Genomic DNA, 2,835 nt, shown 5'->3' on the forward strand with positions numbered 1-2,835 from the left:
GGCCGCTGGTTCGTGTCGATCCAGGTGGAGCAGCCCGACGTGATCCCGGCGGCGGGACTGGTGCCGACGCTGGGGATCGACTTCGGCGTGACGCTGTTCGCGGCGACGACGGACGGCGAGTGTGTGGCGCCGCTGAATGCGTTGAAGCGGCAGCAGAAGTACCTGAAGCGCGTTCAGCGATCGGTGTCGCGCAAGGTGAAGGGCTCGAAGAATCGGCGCAAGGCGATCGACCGGCTGGGAAAGGTGCATGCCCGGATCGCGGCGCAGCGCAACGACTGGCTGCACAAGCTGACGACGCGGTGGGTCGATGCGCACCCGGTGATCGCCATCGAGGATCTGAAGGTGGCGGCGATGAGCGCCAGCGCCAAGGGCACGGCCACCGCACCAGGAAAGAAGCTGCGGCAGAAAGCAGGACTGAACCGCTCGATCCTGGATCAGGCGTGGGGCGAGGCACGGCGACAACTGGAATACAAGACAGCGGCCCGAGGTGGTGCAGTGGTGCCGGTGAACCCGGCGTACACGAGCCAGCGGTGCAGCGCCTGCGGGCACACCGCCAAGGAGAATCGCCCGACACAAGCCCGCTTCGCGTGCGAAGCGTGCGGGCACAGCGAGAACGCGGACCTGAACGCCGCGAAGAACATATTGGCCGCGGGACACGCGGTCTGGGTCGAAAGGCCCGCAGCCTGTGGAGCGGAGGTCAGACGCGCCAGACCCGTGAGGGGACGACGCGCAGCCGCGAGGAAGCAGGAACCCGCCGAAGGCTCGGCCGCGCAAGCGGTCGCGTCCGCCGGAATCCCCGTCCTTTAGGGCGGGGAGGATGTCAACGCAACGTTAAGGTTGTGTCAAGGGTTCCACTGACGCGGACTGGCGCGGGAATCTGCTCAAGCGCGGTTCGGAATCTGCCGATAGCGGTGCGGAGTGGTCGTGGAGCGTTCGCAAGGCGTTCGCTACATCGCCCGTTGCTGGCCAGTGCCAGTTGTCCGCCCCCCGGTTGTTGCCATGACCAGACCGAATGTCCATCCAGACCGGACCGTCGCCGGCCAGGTGCCCCAGCGCCGGCGTCGCGGGACGATCGCGATCGCGCTGCTGGTCAGCGTGCTCGCGGTCCTGCCGGTGCTGGACCGCGCTGATGCCCTGTCGGCGGGCTCTGCGGTGGCGCTCTCCGGCATCGCCGTCTGGTGGGCCTGGCACAGCCTGCGCTCCGGGGGCGGGATCGGGGCGGGCGCCACCCTGGCGGCTGGCGCATCGGTCGATCCGCACACACCGCTGGTCCGGCTGCTGCTGGGTGTGCTGCCGGTGTGGCGCCAGCACGTGCTCACCGCCCGCACGCAGGTCGACGATGCCGTGGCGCATCTGGTCACCGATTTCACGTCCATCGCGGACGAATTCGAGGCCGCGGGTTTCAAGGGCGTATCGGGTCCGGCCGATGCCACGGACACGTCCTCGCACCTGCTGGCGCTGTGCGAGCGCGACCTGCACCAGGTCATCGTGGCGATGAACGAGATCACCAACAACAAGGGTGCCATGGCGGCGAGCCTGCGGGAGCTGTCACAGGCGACCGAGGACCTGCGGGCCATGGCGCAAGACGTGGCGCAGATTGCCGCGCAGACCAACCTGCTGGCCATCAACGCCGCGATCGAGGCGGCGCATGCCGGCGACAGCGGCCGGGGCTTTGCCGTCGTGGCCAAGGAGATCCGCAACCTGTCGCAGCTGTCGGCGCAGACGGCCACGCAGATCACCGCGCGCATCGCGCGCATCAACACCGTCATGACCGACACCTCGGCGGTGGTCGCCAGGACCGCGACCGAGGAACGCTGCGCCATCGACCGCTCCAGCGGGGTGGTGAACGAGGTGCTGATCCACATGCGGACCCTCAGCGGCGAGTCGCACGCCATGCGCGCGCGGGGCAATGTCCTCCGCGGCAATGTCGAAGGCCTGCTGGTCAGCCTGCAGTTCCAGGACCGTGTGAGCCAGATGATCGGTGTCCTCGAACAGGAGATGGGCCGGCTGCGCGACCAGGTCGACAGCGGCGAGCCGCCGCCCGCGGCCGAGCAGTGGCTGGACGATCTGCAGCGCCACTACACCATGCACGAGCAGCGGCAGAACCACGCGTCTGCACCTGCCTCGGGTCCTTCCGCCGCCAGGGCGTCGTCTCCGCCCGCCAGCAACGTCGTCTTCTTCTAGCAGCGCTGGCGCCAACCTCCACAGGAACCTCTCATCCATGGCCAAGACCGTACTCGTGGTCGACGACTCCAGCTCCTTGCGAACGCTCGTGAAACTCGCGCTGACCCGTGCGGGTTACACCGTGATCGAAGGCGCCGACGGCCAGGACGCGCTGGACAGGCTCGACCAGGCCGGCAAGGTGCACCTGATCATCAGCGACGTGAACATGCCCAACATGGACGGCATCACCTTCGTGCGCCAGCTGAAGCTGCATCCCCGGCACCGCTTCATCCCGGTGATCATGCTGACCACCGAAAACGAGCAGACGAAGATGCAGCAGGCCAGGGCGGCCGGTGCGCGTGCCTGGCTGGTCAAGCCGTTCAATCCGCCCGCGCTGCTCGACGCGGTCTCTCAGCTGGCTGCGGCCTAGGAGCGCGCCATGCAGCCGACTTTCTCGCTGCCCGCGGAGCTGACGATCTACACGGTCGGAGAGCTGTACCCGCAGTGCCTCGTCTGGATGCGTGCCAACGCCCGGCAAGACCTGCCCGTGCAGGCGCAGGACGTGCGCGAAGTGGATGCCGCCGGGGTGCAGCTGCTGCTGTCCTGGTCCTGCACCCTGTCCTCGGAGCAGCGGGGTCTGCATCTGGTGGGGCCGAGTGCGGCGCTGGTGGC

The 2,835-nt window shown here is 68.2% G+C and carries 4 protein-coding genes; all 4 read left to right on the forward strand.

Translation table 11 applies throughout. The features are described from left to right. The coding region (locus AABN02_RS11475; RefSeq protein ID WP_338415074.1) for a transposase at positions 1-807 on the forward strand (807 nt) is incomplete at its 5' end. 192 nt (positions 808-999) lie between these two features. Next, positions 1,000-2,184: a methyl-accepting chemotaxis protein gene (locus AABN02_RS11480; protein WP_338415075.1), complete on the forward strand. Its 1,185-nt coding sequence runs from the start codon at positions 1,000-1,002 to the stop codon at positions 2,182-2,184. Between the two features lie 37 nt (positions 2,185-2,221). Continuing rightward, positions 2,222-2,593, forward strand: coding sequence for a response regulator (locus AABN02_RS11485; RefSeq protein ID WP_338415076.1), 372 nt, complete (start codon positions 2,222-2,224; stop codon positions 2,591-2,593). Positions 2,594-2,602: 9 nt separating this feature from the next. Then, positions 2,603-2,835, forward strand: a 233-nt coding sequence (locus tag AABN02_RS11490; protein WP_338415077.1) for an STAS domain-containing protein, incomplete at its 3' end; no start/stop codon positions are given.

This window comes from uncultured Sphaerotilus sp., from assembly GCF_963924895.1.
Lineage (GTDB): Bacteria > Pseudomonadota > Gammaproteobacteria > Burkholderiales > Burkholderiaceae_C > Sphaerotilus.

What these genes read in the sequence shown, in the direction of transcription:
- AABN02_RS11480 (WP_338415075.1), top strand. Translation starts at nt 1,000, where the DNA reads ATGACCAGACCGAATGTCCATCCAGACCGGACCGTCGCCGGCCAGGTG.
- AABN02_RS11485 (WP_338415076.1), top strand. Translation starts at nt 2,222, where the DNA reads ATGGCCAAGACCGTACTCGTGGTCGACGACTCCAGCTCCTTGCGAACG.